The sequence below is a fragment of the Roseovarius tibetensis genome (genome assembly GCF_050896375.1).
GTDB lineage: Bacteria > Pseudomonadota > Alphaproteobacteria > Rhodobacterales > Rhodobacteraceae > Roseovarius > Roseovarius tibetensis.
The window spans coordinates 24,875-41,827 of the sequence record NZ_JBPBBB010000027.1; the positions used below are offsets into that span (position 1 = coordinate 24,875).

Below are 16,953 nucleotides of genomic sequence, written 5' to 3' on the forward strand. Positions count from 1 at the left end.
ATGGAGGGTGACAGCAAGGAGACGATCCCGACCACCCTGCGCCTGCTGCTGGTGATCGAACAGATCGCGAAGGCGGGCGTGCCGGTCACGCCCACCCATGTGAATGCCGCCATGGGCCTGCCCAAGCCGACCATCCACCGTCTGTTCAACACGCTGGAAGAAGAAGGGTTTCTTCAGCACGACATGGACGGGCGCACCTACTCGCCCGGCCCGCGCCTGCGCAGCATGGCCGGCGGAATCCTGTCCTCGCTGCGCATCAGGACCGCGCGTCAGGCCATCCTGCGCCGCCTGAGCCGCGAGATCGGCGAGACCTGCAACATCGCGCTGCCGGATCGCGACGCGATGACCTATCTCGAACGGGTCGAAACCGAATGGCCCCTGCGCATCCAGTTGCCCATCGGCACGCGCGTGCCGTTCTACTGCACCGCCAGCGGAAAGATGTATCTCGCGTCATTGGCCCGCAACCACCTGAAACAGTATCTGACCGCCACCGATCTGAAACGCCGCACACCCAACACGATCACCGACCGCGACGCGCTGATGCGCGAGATCGAGACCGTGGGCGCGCAGGGGTACGCGCTGGACCGCGAGGAATTCATGGAGAACATGATCGCCCTCGCGGTCCCCGTACTGGACGTCAACGGGCGTTTGATGGTGACGCTGTCCTTCCACGCCCCTTCGCAGCGGTTCGACGTGGACAAGACCCTTGCCTGTCTTCAACCCCTGCGTGACGCGGCCGATGATCTCTCAAAGCTCGTACTGGACAACGACGCGACGCAGCCCGAGGATGGCGCGCATCCCCAGCGCGATGCCCGGAACGGCTGACGTATCTTGCGGTTCAGGGCTGCGCGGCCCGCATCGGTTGCACCTTCAGGTCGCCTGCGCCGCAGGTTCGGCGTCGGTTTCGCGATCGCGTTGCAGAAGATCGTAAAGCACCGGCGTCAGGAACAGCGTCAGGATCGAGGCCACAAGAAAACCGCCAATGATGACGATCCCGATGGACATGCGGCTTGCGGCACCGGCCCCGCCCGACAAGACCAGCGGCACCGCACCCAGCACAGTTGACAGAACCGTCATCATGATCGGCCGCAGGCGCACGGTCGCCGCCTCGATCGCCGCCTCGCGCACGGCATAGCCCTGTTCGCGTAGCTGGTTCGCGAATTCGACGATCAGGATCCCGTTCTTGGCCATCAGGCCGATCAGCATGACCATGCCGACCTGCGTATAGATGTTCACCGCCTCTCCCAGCGCCAGCAGGGTCAGCAAGGCACCGGCCACGGCCAACGGCACGGACAGCATGATCACGACCGGCTGAATGAAGCTTTCGAACTGCGCCGCGAGAACAAGAAACACCACCAGCAGGGCAAGACCGAAGGTCGCGGCGATCCCACCCGATGTTTCCTGAAAGCTTTCGGCCTGCCCGGAATAGAAGATCTGCATCTGCGGAGGAAGGTCCGCGGCGATCCGTTCGACCGTCGCGATGGCCGACCCGAGATCGACGCCATCCGCAAGCGACGCCGACACCTCGACCGAGGGCTGGCGATTGAAGCGGTTGAACGCCGCCACAGAGGCGCGGCGTTCCAGCGTCACAAGGCCGTCGAGGGGAACGAGGTCGCCGTTCTCGACGCGCACATTGATGCCGCGCAGGTCGGATTCCGCCACGCGGCGGTCATCCGGGGCCTGAAGGATGACCGGATACTGCCGATCCCGCGAGATGAATTCGGTCACCTCGGCCGATGCGAAGAACGTGCGGATCGCATCCGAGATGGCCTGCGCATCCACCCCGATTTCACGCGCCAGCGCGCGGTTGACGTTGATGTCAAAGCCGGGCGTGTTGATTTCGTAGTCGCGGCGCACGCCGACAAGGTCGGGCTCGTTGCGCAGGCGTTGCGTCAACCGCTCCGAATACTCCGCAACCTGATCGAAACTGGGCGCGGTGACGATCACCTCCAGCCCCGATCCGCCACCGGCGCCCAACCCCGAGGGCGCAAAGCTGCGCACGCTGGCCTGCGAGATCTTCGCAAATTCCGGTCGCAGTTCGGCCAGAACGTCGCGCGGTCCGACATCGCGGTCATTCCAGTGGGACATGATCCCGACAAGAAAGGCGCGTCCGGTTTCGCCATACTGTCCGACAATCGCGATCAGGTCTTCCACGACACCTTCGTCCCGATAGGGGGCGATCAGATCCTCGACCTCGCGGACGGCCTTGTCGGTCAAAGGCAGCGCCGATCCGGCCGGGGCCTGGACCGACACGAAAAAGATGCCCCGATCCTCGTTCGGGGTCAGCTGCGAGGGCAACTCCTGATACAGCGTCCAGGACATGCCCGTGAGACCCGCGGCAATGGCAAGGATGACGACGGGCCTGTGGATCGCACGGGTCAAAAGCCGGTTGTAGCCACGCGAAAGACGCTCTGTCCCAACGGCCACGGCCCGACCGAACCGGTTGTCATTCAGACCCGGTTTCAGGACAAGGCCGGCAATCACCGGGCACAGCGACAGCGCCACGAATGTCGACAGGGCGACAGCGATGGCGAGGGTTACACCGAATTCCTGAAACAGCTTGCCGATTTCGCCTTCAAGAAAGGACAGCGGCACAAAGACCGAGATCAGCACGGCAGAGGTCGACACGACGGCAAAGAACACCTGGTTGGCGCCCACGCGCGCGGCCTCTTTCGGCGGGTCGCCCTCGCGCACCCGCCGCTCGATGTTTTCAAGGACGACGATCGCGTCATCGACAACCAGCCCGATGGAGAGCACGAGCGCGAACAGCGTCAGGATGTTGATCGAGAACCCCGCGAGCGCGATACCCGCGCAGGCGCCCAGAAGGGCTATGGGAATCGTCACCGCCGGCACTATGGTCGCCCGGACGGATGTCAGGAACACGAAGATCACGGCCACCACGATGGCGACCGAGATGCTCAGCGTGGTCAGCACCTGCCGGATCGAGCTTTCGATGAAATCCGCGTCGTCGGACGTGATCTGCAGGGCCGTGCCGCCCGGCAGACCGGACTGGATCTCGGCCACTTCGGCGCGCACGGCAGAGGAAATCGACAACGTGTTCGCCGCCGACTGGCGCAGCACGCCCAGCCCGATGGCCGTGGTGCCGTTCGAGCGGAACTCGCTGTTGTCGGTTTCCGTCCCGATCTCGATCCGGGCGACATCCCCCAGGGTGATCCGCCCCGCATCCGTCCGTGTGACGATCAGATCCTCGAACTCGGCCACGGTGGACAGCCGCGTCTGGGTGCGCAGAAGGTAGGTCCGCGCGCTGTTCTCAAGCTGGCCGGCCGGCAATTCCAGATTGTTCGCGCGCAGGGCATTCGCAACTTCCGTCGCGGTGATGCCGCGCGCCGCCATCGCCTCGGGTTCCAGCCAGACGCGCATGGCATAGGGCCGGTCGCCATACACCTGCACGGCAGCGACCCCGGCCAGCGTTTCCAGCCTGTCGGTCACGAACCGGTCGGCATAATCCGTGAGTTCCGACGCGGACATGGTATCCGAGGTCATCGTCATCCAGACGATCGGATCGCCCTGGCTGTCATTCTTTTCGATTTCGGGGTCTTCGGCCTCATCTGGCAGGTCGCCGGTGACGGCCTGAACCGCCGCACGAACGTCGGATGCGGCCTGATCGACATCGCGCCCCTGCCGGAAGGTGATGACGGTACGCAGCCCGTTCAGTTCGGATTCGGTCTCGATCCGGTCTATGCCCGCAACGGTGGAAATCGCGCCTTCGATGACGGTGGCAAGTTCGCTGTCGACGACAGCGGGGCTCGCCCCGATGTAATCGACGCTCACGGTGACCTGGGCCGTGGCTGTATCGGGCAATTCGCGCACGGGCATCCGGGACAGGCCGGTCAGTCCCAGAATCACGATCAACAGGGACATTACCGTCGCCAGCACGGGGCGGCGGATGCACAGATCCGGCAGCGTCACTCGGGCTCTCCCTCGGCATCGATCTCGACGGCCGCGCCTTCGGAAAGCTGATCCCATCCGGCGACAACGACGCGGTCCCCGGCGCGCATCTGGCCGCGCACTTCGGTCACGTCACCCAATGATTTGCCCGGCTCGACATCGGTACGCGTGGCGGTGCCATCCACCACCGTGTACACGTAGTTCTGCAACCCCTCACTGATGATCGCGGCGTCGGGAAGAACCAGGGCCTCGTAACTGCCAAGTACGAGACGCGAATTGGCAAACATACCCCCCACCAGACGGCGATCGGGATTGTCGATTTCCGCCCGGATCTCGAAACTGCGCGTGGCGCGGTCAATCTCGGGCGCCCGCACGACCACGCGCCCCTCGAAGGTTTCGTCCGGATATGCAGGGGTTGTCACCATCAGGGTCTGGCCGGACGTCACGCGGTCGTAATACCGCTCTGGCAACGAGACGGAGACCTCGACCGATGACAGGTCCGACAGCCGCGCCACGGGTTCGCTGCCGTCCAGAAACGTCCCCGGCTCGACATCGATGACGCCCAGGGTGCCGGCAAACGGCGCGACGATCGTCCGATCTTCGAGATCGGCCTGCGCGGCCATCTCGGCCGCCTCGGCGCGGCGAAAGTCGGCGCGCGCCGCCTCGAGCTGCGATTCTGCGGCGGCGTTGCTTTGGGCCAGACGCTCGATCCTGCGATAGTCCTGCCGTGCCTCGCTCAGCGTCACCTCGGCATCGGCAAGCGCCGCCCGCGCCGCGCGATCGTCCAGCTGAATCAGCAGGTCACCCGCCGCAACCTCGTCACCCGAAGAAAAGGGCACCGCGGTCACGCGCCCGGGCGCATTGGGCACAATCTCGACCGAACGTACCGGCCGCAGCGTGCCGATGGCCGTGACCGCATCCTCGATGCGGCGCGTCTCGGGGGATGTCACGCCGACCGGGGTCGAACGCGCGCCACCGCCGCCGCGCGCGCCCTCGTCATCCTGAAGCGAAAGAAGCGCTTGGGTGCCCGACACACCTGCCACCGCGAACAACAACACGACGCACAGGCCGAACAATATTTTCATCGCGCGTGTCACGTCGCCGCTTGAGCCTCGTCCATTGGAACAGGGGTAGGATCTAGTGCTTGGTCCTGCATTTCAACATTATGTCGCAGGTTGGGGATATCCCGCCCGCCAGATCACGCCTTTTTGAACGCACGCGATCCCGCAGACACCCCTTTTCAGCCCCGCCGGGGGTCGAGATGAAGCTACGGGCCATGGCAGCTTGCGGCCGCCGCACCCGGCCTTGTGCCTCTCGGGCGCATCCGCTGGCACCACACTATGACAACAGGGTCCACAGGCCGAAGACTCGAGCTGCTCCGGGGTGCAAAGGATATGACGACGTCCTTCGCAGGGTTCTCAATGGTTTGGTCGAGACGTAACGCCAACTGCGATTGCCCTGCCTTTTCGGACGGCAGGCATTCAACGGGTCATGACACCCTCAGACCAGTCGATCCCGCGGCGCGTCCCCCGCGAAGAAGGCATCGAGATTGTCGAGCGCCCGAAACCCCATGGCGTCGCGGGTTGCCCGTGTCGCGCTGCCGATATGCGGCAACATGAAGATGTTGTCATGTCGGGCAAAGGCGGGGTTGCCGCCCGGCTCGACCTTGAAGCAGTCGAGACCGGCGGCGGCGATATGACCCGACTCGATTCCGGCCAGAAGCGCGGCTTCGTCCACGAGGGCGCCACGCGCCGTGTTCACCACGACCGCCCCCTCCGGCAGCTTTGCAATCCGCGCCGGGTCGAGCATGTCGGTGGTTTCGGGCGTGGCCGGGCAATGCAGCGACAGGAAGTCCGACACCGAAAGAAGATCGTCAAGATCCTCGTGAAAGATCGCACCCTGCTCCACGTCCGGGGACAGTCGGCTGCGGTTGTGATAATGGATCTCCATGTCAAAACCGCGTACCTTTTCCGCGAAGGCCCGGCCAACACGTCCCATCCCGACGATGCCGATCCGCGCGCCGGTCACCTGCTTGCCCACCATGAATGACGGGGACCAGCTGTCCCAGTTTCCCTGCCGCACAAGGCGGTCGCCACTGACAGCGTGCCGCGCCGCGCCCAGCATGAGAAGCATGGCGATTTCGGCGGTGGCGTCCGACAGCACGTCGGGTGTGTTCGTCACCACGATCCCGGCCGCCTTAAGCGCGTCCAGATCACAGTGATCGACACCGACCGAGTGATTGGCGACGATCCGCAGCCTGGGCTCCAGCCGGGCCACGACCTCGGGCGAGAAACGCTCGGAATGACAGGGGATCATGCCATCCACCTTCCCGCTCATCTCGATGATGTCATCGGGCGTTCCGGGCAGGTCGTCATCGGGCAGGATCACGTCGTAATCCCTGCGCGCGCGTGCGATCGTCGCATCCGACAGGCGCCGCGGAATCCAGATGACCGGTTTGGCCATGGATCAGCCCTTGTTCTTGCTGGAGGTCACGAAATCATAGGCTGCCAGCCCGGCCGCCAGTATCGTTACCACCATCAGATCCGTCTCTCCGATCTTGCTGACAAGGATATAAAGAAACGCGGCCAGCACCGCAAAGGCGAAAAGTGCCAGTATCCTGTTCATCACGTCATCCTTTCGTCATTCTTCGGCCTCGATCACCCATGAGCGAAACCAATTCGCGCTGCGCAGCAGGCGTGCGTCGTCGCCCCGTGCCGCGACCATCTGCACCCCCATCGGCAGCCCGTTCTCGGACGTGAACACGGGTACCGTCACCGCCGGCACCCCGGTGAGCGTCCAAAGCCCGTTGAAGATCGAGTCGCCGGTAAACTCCAGCCCCTCTGGCGCGGGGCCGGTCGCCGCGGGGCAGAGAACCGCATCGCAACGTTCGAATATTTCGGACAAACCGGCATAAAGCACCTTTGGCCAGTCAAGCGCGGCAAGGTAATCACGGGCATAGATCGCTTTGCCCTTGGTCAAGGCCTCTTGCGTGCGGGGGCCGAGCGCATCCATTTGCTTGCCGTAGCGGTAGTAATGCCGCGCCATTTCCGCGACATTGATACGCTCGCGGATCGCCGCCGCCTCTGTGAAGGCGGTTGGCAGAGACACCTCGAACACCTGATCGCCAAGCGCATCGCACAACTCTTCGAAGGCGGCATGCAGTTGCGGGTCGGCATCGTCCCAGCCGGGCGGCTTGACGAAGGCGAACACCGGTTTGACCAGCGGTTGCGATGTGGTGACCTCGTGCAGGCGGGGGGCCGGTTCGGGCGATGTGGCCGGGTCATCCGCATCATGGCCGAACAGCACCTGTGCCAGCATCGCCGCATCCGCGGGCGTCCGGGCGAACACACCGACGGTGTCGAGCGTCGGGGATTGCATCAGCACGCCCGTGCGCGGGATCGCCCCGAAGGTCGGCTTGTAGCCGGTGATACCACAGAACGAGGCTGGCCGGATGACCGACCCGCCGGTCTGCGTGCCCACGGCCAGCGGGACCATGCCGTCCGCCACCGCCGCCGCGGACCCCGAGGACGACCCGCCGGGGCTGTGTGCGAGGTTGTGCGGGTTGCACGTCGCCCCGGCCTGCATGAAAGCCAGTTCGGTGGTGACGGTCTTGCCGATGATGATCGCCCCCGCCGCCTTCAATCGGTCGACGATGGCCGCATCCCGGACCGGCACCCGCCCGCTGTCCATCGCGCACCCGTTCTCCGTGGGGATTTTCGCGGTGTCGATGATGTCCTTCAGGGCGACGGGCAGACCATGCAACGGCCCAATCGCGCGCCCCGCCTGCCGGTGCGCATCAAGCGCCTTGGCCTGATAGCGGGCGAAATCCGGGTCGAACCAGATCCACGCCCGCACCTCCGGCTCGCGTGCCTCGATCCGCGCGATCGAGGCTTCGACCGCGTCCAGCGCGCTGATGGCCCCGCGCGCCAGACGGTCGCGCAGGGTACAGGCATCAAGGGTCAGAAGATCGGTCTGCTCAGCCATACATCAGTTCCGGCAGGTAGAAGACGATCTGCGGATAGATGTACATCAGCGCCATGGAAACCAGAACGCAGAACAGGAACGGCAGGACCCCCGCGAAGATCTGGGTCAGCCTGATTTCCGGCGGCGCGATCCCCTTCAGGTAATAGGCCGACATCGCCATTGGTGGGGTCAGGAAACTCGTCTGCAGGTTCAGCGCCACGAGGATGCCGAAGAACAGCGGATCGACGTCGAAGAATTGCAGCAGAGGCAGGAAGATCGGCACGAAGATGATGATGATCTCGGACCATTCCAGCGGCCAGCCCAGCAGGAAGATGATCAACTGCGCCAGCAGCAGGAACATCAGCGGGGTGAGGTTCAGCCCCTGCACGAACTCTGAAATCAGATGCTCGCCGCCGAGATACGAAAACACCGCCGAGAACACGTAGGAGCCGACGAACAGCCAGCAGACCATCGCCGTGGTGCGCACCGTGAGATAGACGCTTTCGCGCAGTCGCTGCCATGTCATCGCGCGGTAGACGAAGGCGAGGAAGATACCGCCAAGTGCCCCGATGGAGGCCGCCTCGGTCGGTGTCGCCAGACCGAACAGGATCGAGCCGAGCACCGCGAAGATGAGGAATGCGAGCGGCACGAAGGATGTCAGGATCATCATGACCAGCTTGATGATCGGCACATCCGGGATTTCTTCCTTGGTGGGCTTCGGCGCCACCGACGGCTGGAGAACCGACCGGCCGACCACATAGATCAGATACAGCCCGACAAGCGTCAGCCCCGGCAGAAGCGCCGCCGCGTAGAGCCGCACGATCGACACGTTCGACGCCGCGGCATAGACGATCAGCATGATCGACGGCGGGATCAGGATGCCCAATGTGCCGCCCGCGCAGATGATGCCGCTGGCGAAGGACGGATCGTACCGCGCCTTGAGCATGGCCGGCAGCGCCAGCAGCCCCATCAGCGTCACGACCGCGCCGACGATGCCGGTGGCCGTGGCGAAAAGCGCGCATGTGATCAGCGCCGCGACGCCCATCGAACCCGGCATGTTCTTCGCGGCGACGTTCAGCGTCGAGAACAGCTTGTCGACGATATTTGCGCGCTCGACGATATAGCCCATGAACAGGAACAAGGGCACGGCGGTCAGAACCTCGTTCGACATCACCGTGAAGGTCTGGTTCACGAACAGGTCGAATATTCGGTTGTTGAAGAACCCCTCGATCCAGAGGGACCATTGATCCCAGGTGCTCGCCACCTCCTCCTCGAGGCGGTTGTAGTCACGCCACATCCGGCGTTCCTGGTAATAGGCGTAATAGCCAAAGCCGATCCCCATGGCCATCAGGGTGAAAGCGATCGGAAAGCCCAGAAAGACGAAGACGAGAAACAGGCTCAGCATCATCAGGGCAATTTGCGGATCGGTCATGGATGTGCGTCCTTTTCGGCCTTCGAGGCCTGTGTCATCAGCAGATCTTCGGTCTCGAACACGTCCTCGTCGGCGGGAAGCCACTCGTTGGTGCGCATTGCGAGAATGCAGCGGCAGACCTGCGCCATACCCTGAATGAACAGAAGGATGCCGGCCGCGACGATTACCGTCTTGAACTGGTAGATCGGCACGCCCGCCGGACTGTTGACCGAGACCTCGCCATAGGACCACGAGCGCGACGCGTATTTCCAGCCGGCAAGGATCAGCGCGGTCACGCCGGGAAAGAAAAACAGGATGTAGAGCACCAGGTCGATCTTGGCCTGATTGCGCGGTTGCCACAGCCGGTACAGGAAATCGCCCCGGACGTGCCCGCCGCGCGACAGCGTGTAGGCTCCGCCCATCATGAACAACGTCCCGTACATGATGAAGGACACGTCAAGTGCCCATGACGTCGGCGCGTTGAACAGGTAGCGCGAAACGACCTCGTAGCCGGTTCCGACCGCCATGAGAATGATCAGCCAGGCAAACGCCTTGCCGAACCACGCCGACAGGCCGTCGGCGAACCGTATGAACCCTATCACGTGAAGCCCCCCTCAGTTGGAAAGCGGCCCCGGCGTATACTGCGCCGGGGCCTTTTCTAGCAGGTCAGCGACCGGGATTACATGTTCAGCTTGCCGGGGAAGTAGTGGTTGAAGGCAAGCGTGTAATCCGGCGCGTTCATGAGCTCGTAATAGGTGACCTGCTCGACCCAGGCGCGCTGGCTGTCGAGGGTCTTTTTCATGAACGGGTCCTGTTCGAGTTCGGGGATCAGCTTGTCCCATGCCTCGAGCTGGGCCGCGAGGATATCCTCGGAGGTGCGGTGCACGGTCACGCCGGCCTCGTTCTGCAGCCACTGCAGGTCCGCAGAATAGCGACGCATCGCCTTGGCAGTGTTCGCGGTCGAGACCGCCTCGACGCCGTATTTCAGGATCGCGCGCAGATCGGGGTCGAGATCTTCCATGGTGAACTTCGAGAACAGGAACTCGAAGCTTTCCGACGCCTGGTGATAGGACGACAGGTAATAGTTCTTCGCCACGTCATGCGCGCCGAAATCGCGGTCCGAGGACGGGTTGTTGAACTCGAACGCGTCGATCACGCCGCGCTCCATCGCCGGCACGATCTCGCCGCCCGGAAGCTGCGCCACCGACATGCCCATGCTTTGCAGCAGGTCCGCCGCAAGACCGACTGTGCGATACTTGAAGCCTTCGAGGTCCTCGGCGGTGTTGACCTCTTCCTTGAACCAGCCGAAGGGCTGCGCGAACATCGGAAAGCCCATGTAGCCGTCGACATCCATGCCCAGGATATCCTGCGTCAGCTCGTCATAGAGCGCCTTGCCGCCGCCTTCGTAGAACCAGCTCAGCATCGTGGTCGCCGAGCCACCAAAGACCGGGCCCGTCCCGAAGAGCGAGGCCGCCTTGTTCTTGCCGTACCAGTAGACCGGCACCGAGTGCGCGGCATCCAGAACGCCATCGTTCACGGCATCAAGCACCTGGAACGCGGCCACGACGGCGCCCGCAGGCAATACGTCGATCTTGAGCCGGCCACCCGACATTTCCTCGACCCGGTTGGCGTAATCTTGTGCGAATTCCTGCCAGATGTTCCCGGCGCCCCAGGATGTCTGCATCTTCAGGACGATCGGCGCTTGCGCCAGCACGGCCGGGGCCGCGAGCGTGCTTGCGGCGGCGACCGGCGCCCCCACGGCCGCACGACCGAGAAATGAACGGCGGTTCAGCTTAGATTTTTGTGTCATGGTTCCCTCCCTGTATTCAGACTTGCGATCGCTCTCGACACTGGAACGCCATGAACCACGCTTCCGATTCGATGCAATCACTATTGCCGTGATCGGCAGCCTAGCGTCTCAAGCTACAAGCGCAAGCATCTTGGCAAGGAAAATTTACCAATACGGCCAGCCGCCGACACTCGGCCGCATGGGGTCCGTCACGCTTTTTCGGCCTGTTTGCAGTCTGTTGAGCACCCGACCTCGCCGGGGTTCGGATCATATCGCGGGTGCCGTATCGGTGATGGCAGCGACGCACCTCGCCGGGTGCAGGACGCGCGAAAAGCGCACAGCGTCGCGATCTGGCCCCTTTGATTGCGACCTGACGACCTGTATTGAGCCTGTCATGAGTGACGCGGCAGATTGGACCCATGCAGCATGACGAGGCCATCCGATACCCCAGACCAGCCGCGCCGTCTGAGTTTCGAGACCGACCGTGGCGCGTCGCACTCGATATGGATCGCGGGCGCCGTTCTCGTGGCGCTCGTCGCATGGATGGGCAGCGGTTTCATTTTCCCGACCGAGCCGGAAACGATCCAGCAGGACACACCCGAGCCGCGAGCGGCCTCCGTGATGGTGCGCCCGTCGACAGCGCAGACCGTGCCCCTTGTCTTCAGTGCGGAGGGGCAGGCGCAGCCGGACCGGGACACCAGCCTGCGCGCCGAGGCGTCGGGCAATGTCGCGGAGCGGTTCGCGCGCAAGGGTGACCGGGTCGAGCGTGGCACGGTCATCGCGCGCCTCTCCTCGGCCCCGGCCGAGGCCGATCTTGCCCGCGCCGAAGAGGAACTGGCCCGCGCGCGACGAGACTTCGAGAACGCGCGCGAGTTGCTGAACCGCGGTGTCGGGACCGCCGACCGGGTCTCGGCCACCGGGGCGGCCCTCGCCGCGGCCGAGGCGCAGGTGACGTCCGCCGAGCGGGCGCTTGAAAATCTGGAGATCGAAGCCCCCTTCACCGGACGGATCGAGACCCTGAGGCTCGATGTCGGCGAATACGTCTCGGTGGGCGAGGACGTCGGGCGGATCGTCGATAACAGCCCGCTGCGCGTCGCCATACAGGTGCCGCAGCAGGAGCTGAACCGCATCCGCGACGGTCAGACCGCGACCGTCCGGTTCATCACCGGCGAGACGCGCGAGGGCACGGTCGCCTTTGTCGGCACCGCCGCCGCCGCCGCGACCCGCACGTTCCTCGCCGAGATCGAGGTCGCAAATGCCGACGGCGCGATTCCCGCCGGTGTCTCGGCCCAGATCGATATCCCGACCGGAGAGGCGCGCGCGCATTTCGTGGAACCCTCGATCGTGTCGCTGAACCCGCAGGGGGCCCTGGGTGTCAAGACCGTCGAGAACGGCATCGTGCAATTTCACCCCATAGACATCGTCAAGGCCGAGCTGGAGGGGGTGTGGGTCCGGGGGCTGCCGGAAACGGCGCGGATCATCACCATCGGACAGGGCTTCGTGCGTGCGGGTGAAGCCGTCACCGCGCAGGCGGCCCAAGGTGTGACCGGGGCGGAGCGGTCGGAATGAACACGCTGATCGACGCCGCCTTTTCGCGCGCGCGGGTCGTGGTCCTCGCCCTCGTGATGATCCTGACCGTCGGCGCCGTCGCCTATGTCGCGATCCCCAAGGAGGCCAATCCAGAGGTGCCGCTGCCGCTGGTCTATGTCTCGACCGGGATCGACGGCATCAGCCCCACGGATGCGGAACGGCTACTGCTGGAACCGATGGAGGCCGAGTTCGGCGCGATCGAAGACCTTCAGAAGATGTCGAGCGAGGCGGCCGAAGGCTTTGCCAGCGTGCAGCTGGAGTTTTCGGCCGGCGGCGATACCGACGATGCGCTCGACAAGGTCCGCGAAGCCGCCGACCGGGTCGAGGGGGAACTGCCCGATACCGCCTATGACCTGACCGTGACCGAGATCAACACGGCGCTGTTTCCGATCATCACCGCAATCCTGTCCGGCCCCGTGCCCGAGCGGACGCTCAACGATCTGGCCGAAAGGGTGCAGGACAAGGTCGAGAGCCTTCCGGGCGTTCTCGAAGTCGATATCGGGGGGGCGCGCGACGAGTTCCTCGAAGTACTGATCGATCCGACCGTGTTCCAGACCTACAGCCTCAGCTTTGACGAGCTGATCACGCTGCTCCAGCGCAACAACCAGCTTATCGCGGCGGGTGCCATCGACACCGGCGGCGGGCGCATCGTCCTGAAGGTTCCCGGCCTGATCCAGGATGTCGAGGACGTGATGCAGATGCCGGTCAAGGTCGAGGGGGACACGGTCGTCACCTTCGGCGATGTCGCCACCGTGCGGCGCACCTTCGAGGATCCGACAAGCTTTGCGCGTATCGACGGGCAGCCCGCGCTGTCGCTCGAGGTCAAGAAGCGCTCGGGTGCCAATATCATCGACACGGTGTCAGCGACGCAGGCCGCCATCGCGGAGTTGCGACAGGAGTGGCCCGACACGGTCGAGGTCACATATCTGCAGGACCAGAGCGAACAGGTGAAGACGCTGCTGTCGGACCTGGAATCCAATGTCATCGCGGCGATCATCCTGGTGATGATCGTGATCGTCTTCGCGCTCGGGGTGCGGTCCGCGATCCTTGTCGGGCTTGCGATACCCGGCGCGTTTCTCGCAGGTGTCACGGCGCTGTGGGTCATGGGGTACACGATGAACATCGTGGTGCTGTTCTCGCTCATCCTCGTGGTTGGCATGCTGGTCGACGGGGCGATCGTCACCGTCGAACTGGCCGACCGGAGACTGCAGGAGGGCGACACCCCGCGCCGCGCCTATGCCGTCGCGGCCAAGCGCATGGCCTGGCCGATCATCGCCGCGACCGCGACGACGCTCAGCGTCTTCTTTCCGTTGCTGTTCTGGACCGGGCTGGTCGGCGAGTTCATGAAATACCTGCCGATCACCGTGATCCTGACCCTGTTCGCATCGCTTTTCATGGCGTTGATCTTCATTCCGGTGGTCGGCGGCATCATCGGCAAGCGTCAGCCGCAATCGGCCCGCGCCAAGGCCGCGTTGCATGCCGCCGAATCCGGCGACCCGCGCGAGATCGGTGGGATCACCGGCGCCTATGTCGGGCTGCTTGAAAAGGCGATCCTGAAGCCATGGACGACATTGCTGCTGGCAATATCGCTTCTGGTCGGGGGGTTCGCCCTTTACGGCGAGTTCGGGCGCGGCATCGCGTTCTTTCCGTCGGTCGAGCCCGAATTCATGCAGGTCGAGGTGCGCGCCCGCGACAACCTGTCGATCCATGAACGCGACATGCTCGTGCGGCTGGTCGAAACGCGCCTGCTTGATCAGGACGGGGTCGAAAGCGTCTATGCACGCACCACGCTCAAGGCCGGGCGTGGCGACGAAGAGGTGATCGGCACGCTCCAGCTTGATCTGCTGGACTGGGACACCCGCCGCCCCGCCGCCGAGATCGGCGCAGACATCCGGGCGGAAATGGCCGATATCGCCGGGATCGACGTTCAGGTGCAGACCGAAAGCGGCGGTCCTACAAGCGGCAAACCCGTCAACCTGCAAGTCAGCGCCGCCACCCCGGCACGGCAGGCGGACACCGTCGAGCAGGTCTTGCGCGTGATGGAGCGCGTGGGCGGTTTCACCGACATCACCGACACACGGCCCTTGCCGGGGGTCGAGGTGGCCATCGACGTCAACCGGGCCGAGGCGGCGCGGTTCGGCGCGGATGTCAGCCTGCTCGGACAGGCGATCCAGCTTTTGACCCAAGGGATAACCGTCACCGATTATCGCCCCGAGGATGCCGATGGAGAGCTTGATGTGCGGGTCCGCTTTCCCTCGGACGCGCGATCCCTCGCCGAGCTTGGCCGCCTGCGCGTGCCGACACCGGCGGGGCTGGTGCCGATCTCGAATTTCGTCTCGTTCAGCCCGACCGAACGGGTCGGCGTGATCCGGCGGATCGACGAAGAACGGGTCACCACGATCGAGGCCAATGTCGCGTCCGGCCTGCTGGTCAACGACAGGATCGCGATGCTGTCAGATGCGCTGGCGGCGGCCGACCTGCCCGAAAGCGCCAGCTACAGCTTTGCCGGCGAAGCCGAGGATCAGGCCGAGTCCATGGCCTTTCTGGCCAGCGCGTTTGCCGCGGCGATCGGGCTGATGTTCGTGATCCTGCTGTTGCAGTTCAACAGCTTCTACCAGGCCCTCGTGGTGATGAGCGCGATCGTCTTTTCGATCGCGGGCGTGCTGCTCGGCCTCATCGTCACGGGACGGCCTTTCGGCGTGGTGATGGGCGGGGTCGGCGTGATCGCGCTGGCAGGCATCGTGGTGAACAACAACATCGTGCTGATCGACACCTTCAATGATCTCAGGCGTGGCGGCATGGGCCCGCGCGAGGCCGCGCTGCGCACCGGCGCCCAAAGGCTGCGACCGGTGGTCCTGACATCGGTGACGACGGCGCTTGGCCTGATGCCGATGGTGATCGGGCTGAACATCGACTTCTTCACCCGCGAAATCGTCTACGGCGCCCCGTCGACGCAATACTGGACCGAGCTTTCCAGCGCCATCGCCGGCGGGCTGGTGGTCGCGACCCTCCTGACACTTGTCGTCACGCCCGCGATGCTGATGCTGCGCGGCGCGCATCCTCAGTCGGGGGATGGCGACAGAACAGCGCGGTAAGCTACGCATACCGACGTGGCGAAGGGCCGAGGCGCTTTTGCAAAGGCCCGCCCCGAAAGGCGCCGTCAGCCGTGGACGGGGTCCGGCGCGCCGGGATCGCCCTTGCCCCCGAAGGTCAGGTAACTTTCAAGCTCTTGCCGGATTTCGGGGCTCAAATCCTCGGGATGAAGCAGCCGTGCATAAAACAGTGTGAAATAGATCACCTTCGCCGCCGTCACGACACATTTGAACGCCGTCGAGATCAGCTTGCCCAGGAAGGTGCACACGAAAATCGGCAGCCAGTTGAACAGCGTGTCCGACGTCCATGGCAGATAATCGAATGCAAATGCCGGCAGTAACGCGCCCAACTCGCCGCCCTCGAAGGCGCCGGGCAAGATGCCGCTGAGCCACGTTCCTGCGGCCACACCGATCAGGACCAGCAGCATATATAGCGGTGCCACGAGGGTGGCGACGACCCGCCCCAGCACGTCGATCCCGAAGACGCCAACCAGGGTTTCCGGGACGCGTTCGCGCGTGGCGCGCAACTTGTCCATCCCGTCGCGAAAGCCCACGCCATCCACCGCGAAGGCGGGCAGAAGGAAATGGTTCACCAGATCCCAGCCCTCTGTCATCGCCCCAAGCACGAGATTTGTCAGAAAGCCTTTCTTTTCGGACTGTCCGCGCCGCGACGCGATCCAGGCGGCGGCCATGTCAAGCAGGGCCAGTATGCGGATCTGCCCGCCAAGGGACCCGACGCGATCCATCGCCTCTGCAAAGCTGCGATCGCGCCCCGCGGCGGTCTCGTAGACAAGCCAGCTCAGCGCCAGTTCCTGCCGATTGAAGTAGAAGAAGTGGTAAATCCCAGCCCCGGCCCAGACCAGCAGCAAAGCTGTGCCGGCCCCCCTCGCCTCGACAGCATAGGCGGCAACCATGGCGAAGAACAGCGTCACCAGGATCACCGACACGATGATTGTGCGGATCACCGGCGTCAGGATGTCCCGGTCGCGGCCCACGATGGTCGCCGTATGCCTGAGCAGATAACCCATCTGCGAAAAGCGCTCGCCCAGTCCGTGCGTGCGGAACCGTGTCATCTCTGCCCCCCTGTTTTCGTTCAAAAGTAAGGGCATCGCACGCGTGCCTTGAATCGCCCCGGATTTGTCGGAGACCATCAACTTAAGTAAGGATGATGGGTATGACAAAAAGCAAAATGGCAAATC

The 16,953-nt window shown here is 64.2% G+C and carries 12 protein-coding genes; 3 read left to right on the plus strand and 9 right to left on the minus strand.

Annotation, left to right across the window (positions count from 1 at the left end):
• Positions 1–825 (plus strand): IclR family transcriptional regulator, encoded by an 825-nt coding sequence (locus ACROSR_RS15085; RefSeq protein ID WP_432686479.1) that lies wholly within the window; start codon positions 1–3, stop codon positions 823–825.
• 45 nt (positions 826–870) lie between these two features.
• Here ACROSR_RS15085 and ACROSR_RS15090 read toward each other — a convergent pair whose 3' ends face one another.
• The 8 genes from ACROSR_RS15090 to ACROSR_RS15125 all read right to left on the minus strand — a co-directional run bounded on the left by ACROSR_RS15090 (position 871) and on the right by ACROSR_RS15125 (position 11,093).
• Positions 871–3,930: an efflux RND transporter permease subunit gene (locus tag ACROSR_RS15090; RefSeq protein WP_432686481.1), complete on the minus strand. Its 3,060-nt coding sequence runs from the start codon at positions 3,928–3,930 to the stop codon at positions 871–873.
• Positions 3,927–4,994 (minus strand): efflux RND transporter periplasmic adaptor subunit, encoded by a 1,068-nt coding sequence (locus tag ACROSR_RS15095; RefSeq protein WP_432686483.1) that lies wholly within the window; start codon positions 4,992–4,994, stop codon positions 3,927–3,929. Before ACROSR_RS15095 ends, ACROSR_RS15090 begins: the two co-directional genes overlap by 4 nt.
• 415 nt (positions 4,995–5,409) lie before the next feature.
• On the minus strand, positions 5,410–6,372 hold the full coding sequence (locus tag ACROSR_RS15100; RefSeq protein WP_432686485.1) for a 2-hydroxyacid dehydrogenase: 963 nt from the start codon (positions 6,370–6,372) through the stop codon (positions 5,410–5,412).
• Between the two features lie 3 nt (positions 6,373–6,375).
• Positions 6,376–6,534 carry a hypothetical protein gene (locus ACROSR_RS15105; protein WP_432686487.1) on the minus strand — a complete coding sequence of 53 codons (159 nt, stop codon included), beginning with the start codon at positions 6,532–6,534 and terminating at the stop codon, positions 6,376–6,378.
• Positions 6,535–6,549: 15 nt separating this feature from the next.
• Complete coding sequence (locus ACROSR_RS15110; RefSeq protein ID WP_432686489.1) at positions 6,550–7,893, minus strand: amidase; 1,344 nt, start codon at positions 7,891–7,893, stop codon at positions 6,550–6,552.
• A complete protein-coding gene (locus ACROSR_RS15115) occupies positions 7,886–9,304 on the minus strand; it encodes a TRAP transporter large permease (RefSeq protein ID WP_432686491.1) in 1,419 nt (472 codons plus the stop codon). The genes ACROSR_RS15110 and ACROSR_RS15115 overlap by 8 nt, the downstream gene beginning before the upstream one ends.
• The gene (locus tag ACROSR_RS15120) at positions 9,301–9,885 is read right to left on the minus strand and encodes a TRAP transporter small permease subunit (RefSeq protein ID WP_432686493.1); all 585 of its coding nucleotides are present in this window, start codon (positions 9,883–9,885) and stop codon (positions 9,301–9,303) included. Before ACROSR_RS15120 ends, ACROSR_RS15115 begins: the two co-directional genes overlap by 4 nt.
• Before the next feature lie 77 nt (positions 9,886–9,962).
• Positions 9,963–11,093: a TRAP transporter substrate-binding protein gene (locus ACROSR_RS15125; RefSeq protein WP_432686495.1), complete on the minus strand. Its 1,131-nt coding sequence runs from the start codon at positions 11,091–11,093 to the stop codon at positions 9,963–9,965.
• Between the two features lie 405 nt (positions 11,094–11,498).
• Here ACROSR_RS15125 and ACROSR_RS15130 point away from each other — a divergent pair, with 405 nt between their 5' ends.
• Positions 11,499–12,641 (plus strand): efflux RND transporter periplasmic adaptor subunit, encoded by a 1,143-nt coding sequence (locus tag ACROSR_RS15130; protein WP_432686497.1) that lies wholly within the window; start codon positions 11,499–11,501, stop codon positions 12,639–12,641.
• Positions 12,638–15,757, plus strand: a complete 3,120-nt coding sequence (locus ACROSR_RS15135) for an efflux RND transporter permease subunit (RefSeq protein WP_432686500.1) — start codon at positions 12,638–12,640, stop codon at positions 15,755–15,757. Before ACROSR_RS15130 ends, ACROSR_RS15135 begins: the two co-directional genes overlap by 4 nt.
• 65 nt (positions 15,758–15,822) lie before the next feature.
• Here ACROSR_RS15135 and ACROSR_RS15140 read toward each other — a convergent pair whose 3' ends face one another.
• Positions 15,823–16,827, minus strand: coding sequence for a hypothetical protein (locus tag ACROSR_RS15140; RefSeq protein ID WP_432686502.1), 1,005 nt, complete (start codon positions 16,825–16,827; stop codon positions 15,823–15,825).
• Positions 16,828–16,953 lie beyond the last annotated feature (126 nt).